The organism is Arsenophonus sp. ENCA (genome assembly GCF_002287155.1).
Classification (GTDB): domain Bacteria; phylum Pseudomonadota; class Gammaproteobacteria; order Enterobacterales; family Enterobacteriaceae; genus Arsenophonus; species Arsenophonus nilaparvatae.
In genome coordinates, this window is the sequence record NZ_NHNG01000247.1 from 1 (window position 1) to 2961 (window position 2961).

The following is a 2961-nucleotide window of genomic DNA, read 5'->3' on the forward strand; positions in this document are numbered from 1 at the left end:
CAGGAAACCCCAGATTGGGTACGAAGAAAAACGGATAATGTAAGTTCTTTAAAAAAACTGCCCGTCAGGACAGTCTGATGTTGATAAATGAAACGTCCAAGGCTGGCATGATCAGGTGTCACGCCATTGCTGACAAAAATACATCCCAAATCTAAACGCGCCAGATTTTCAAGTGCTCTGAGCGAACTATGCCCTTTCATGATCCCATAAAGCAAAATTCCCATCATTGAACGAGGAGAATACGGCGCTCTACCTGTTGAAGAATAACAGCGTTCGAAAGGTACCCAGTCTTGTTCATCCAAAATCTCTGTGACAATAAATGCCCTACGTTCACCAATTTGCTTGAGATAATCGCAAAGGGAAACAGAACCCTCCAAGATAGGTAGATTTTGCGCTTTGACAAACTTACGTTTGGTGTGAGATGGCGATTCCAGTTTGCGAGTAAATACGGTCATAAAAGATCTGCGTTTAAAACGAATAAAGCAAATTTTAATCGATAACATGAGCTTTTGCGACAGCCTCTCTAAGGCGGGGTGAGTGCCAAGCAAGCCGTTAGCTGGCATTCGGGTAAGGAGATAAGTTAAACGGTTTAAGTTGATGAATTTTGTACGCTATGTCTTCAATAGCCTGGCGCAATAAGTCTCGATCATGACGGTAACAGACATTTTGGTCAGCCAGTTTTCTTTGGAGCACGATTCGATCTGGTAGGCTTGATGTATCGGTTACTGGACCAGCGATAACCGCATCAATTTTCTGTTGGCCAATGTGTTTTTCAATCATTGCAATTTTTTCGGTTAGTTGCATATTGGCAGCGGGTTGGTTTAATTCTTTACCAAGATTACCTATATAGATGATTGCTGCCCGGCATGCTTGTAATGCTTGCGTTAGGTCATTCATTAGAAATAAAGGCATCAGGCTGGTTAAAAAGCTACCTGGGCCAATGATGATCAAATCAGCACTATGGATAGCATCGAGAGCCTCTGGTGTGCAACTCACCTGAGGAGATAACATTAATTTTTGTGGTAGTGAGGTGAGTTGATCAACATTAACTTCACCATAGATTTCATTGCCCATCAAATCGATTGCCAGCAAATCAGCTGGTTGCTCGGACATAGGAATAAGATGCGCCTTCACTTTTAATAGGCTACGGATTAAGTTGATCGCATCTAACGGCCTAACACTGAGACGATAAAGCGATTTTAGCATTAAATTACCCAGATTATGGCCACCAAGTTCACCGTTACCGGCAAAACGATACTCAAACATAGTTGATGCAATCGACGGTTCCGTAATTAATTGGTTTAAACAGTTGCGCGTATCTCCCCAGGCAATACCACCTTCAGAACGGCGAATTCGACCGGTAGAGCCACCATCATCGGTTGTAGTGACAATCCCTGTTAATTGAGAATTTAGAAATGCAAGGGATGACATCACCCGGCCCAAGCCATGACCACCACCCAGCGCGACAACTTGCCCTAAATTATTCAGAATACTGCGATTATGCATTACTTCCCCTATTTTATTATTTGCTGATAGCGGTTTGACATAATTGATTATCAAATATCAGACCTTATTGAATTAACGTGATATTAAACAATAACTTTGTCATTCTTTTATATTACATTATTTTCCGCTAATTGATTAACTTGTTGAATTGCAACCTATAGATTTGAGTGCTTAATCGCTTTTTTAAATATTTAGCAATAAGATTTATAGCAATCATCACATTACGCTATTATTGTATGTGGTGTTATTAACTCCTAGCCTTTTTACCTAAGTTTGTGAACTTAACATTTAAATCTTCAATTTTAGTAGCATAAGCCAGGCGTTCTCTATCATTCAGAATCGATTGATTAGAAGCTGCCACTAAGGTTTCCTTGATGTTACGCGTCACATCCTCCATTTTGTCTATAACCTGCAATTGTGATTGCATCTGATGTTGAGCAATATTATTCACTCTTTGAGATTGAGCTAAACGGACTTGTGTCTGCTTAATTTGTAGGCTTTCTGCTGCGGCTGCCGGATCATCGGCTGATTGTAACAGCCGTTCTTTGGTGGTTATACGCTGATATTTATCTGCTAATTCTGACTGGGAGCGCATCATACTACTCATCTTTTGATAATGCATTAATTGATTGCTTAAACGTGTTACCATCACTCTTTCCTTTTAAATTAATTACATTATCAACATCAGAAAATGCGCATTAAAGTCTCAAACAAACTATTTGCCACTTGAACAACTTTGGCGTTTGACATGTAAAATTCTTGCATACGAGTCATTTCTAAATATTCTTCATCCAGATTGACACCGGCAATTGACTGCTGCTTCTGATAATAACTATCGGTTATCACTGATTGGGCTTTTACGTCTACTTTGGCCTGGTTTGCTTTAGCCGCTATATCACTAACGACAGAAGTATAAGCTTTGCTGTAAGTTGACGTGCCATCAATCAATTTTTTATCTTGTAGTGCTATTATGTTCTTAATATTGCTATTATCTGCCTGCCCTGCTCCCGCCTGGCCGGCAGCGGCAATACCTGTCGGATCGGTCATCACAACCGATAATCCATCAATAACACCCTCAACCGGCTTGATAATAAACTGGTCACCCGCTTGTGGTGCTGAAGCCGTAGCAACCTCAATTTCGATGCCAGCAAAAGTCAATTTTGTGCCGTTAGTACCAGATGCTGCTGTAACAGTGACAGTTACCGTCCGCTTTGTTGCCAGCTCAGTAAGCGTGTTGCTTAATAGTGAAATAAGGGTATTTCGGTGATTGAAGTAAATTTTAGGCTGTTCTGAGATGGAAATTCCAAAGACCGGCACTAAGGAGTAAAAAGGTATCATCAATAAAGGGTCTACGATTCCGTAAAATTTGGGTCATACAACCGAAGCGCTTGATACCCGCGATGGCGTGTTCAACCGTAATACGGATGCCCGAGATTATTTTATTTTCTTGTTTTT

5 protein-coding genes are annotated in these 2961 nt (G+C 40.7%); all 5 read right to left on the reverse strand.

The annotated features are described in order from the left end of the window. Positions 1 to 503: transposase (locus CBG25_RS06375; RefSeq protein WP_290605026.1), on the reverse strand; the 503-nt coding region annotated here is incomplete at its 3' end. A 49-nt stretch (positions 504 to 552) separates the two neighbouring features. Beyond that, on the reverse strand, positions 553 to 1506 hold the full coding sequence (gene yvcK, locus CBG25_RS06380; RefSeq protein ID WP_290605407.1) for a uridine diphosphate-N-acetylglucosamine-binding protein YvcK: 954 nt from the start codon (positions 1504 to 1506) through the stop codon (positions 553 to 555). A 247-nt stretch (positions 1507 to 1753) separates the two neighbouring features. Continuing rightward, a complete protein-coding gene (locus tag CBG25_RS06385; RefSeq protein ID WP_290605409.1) occupies positions 1754 to 2155 on the reverse strand; it encodes a hypothetical protein in 402 nt (133 codons plus the stop codon). A gap of 35 nt (positions 2156 to 2190) precedes the next feature. After that, positions 2191 to 2844, reverse strand: coding sequence for a flagellar basal body rod C-terminal domain-containing protein (locus tag CBG25_RS06390; protein ID WP_290605411.1), 654 nt, complete (start codon positions 2842 to 2844; stop codon positions 2191 to 2193). Continuing rightward, on the reverse strand, positions 2786 to 2944 hold the full coding sequence (locus CBG25_RS21365; RefSeq protein WP_366212646.1) for a hypothetical protein: 159 nt from the start codon (positions 2942 to 2944) through the stop codon (positions 2786 to 2788). Before CBG25_RS21365 ends, CBG25_RS06390 begins: the two co-directional genes overlap by 59 nt. Positions 2945 to 2961 lie beyond the last annotated feature (17 nt).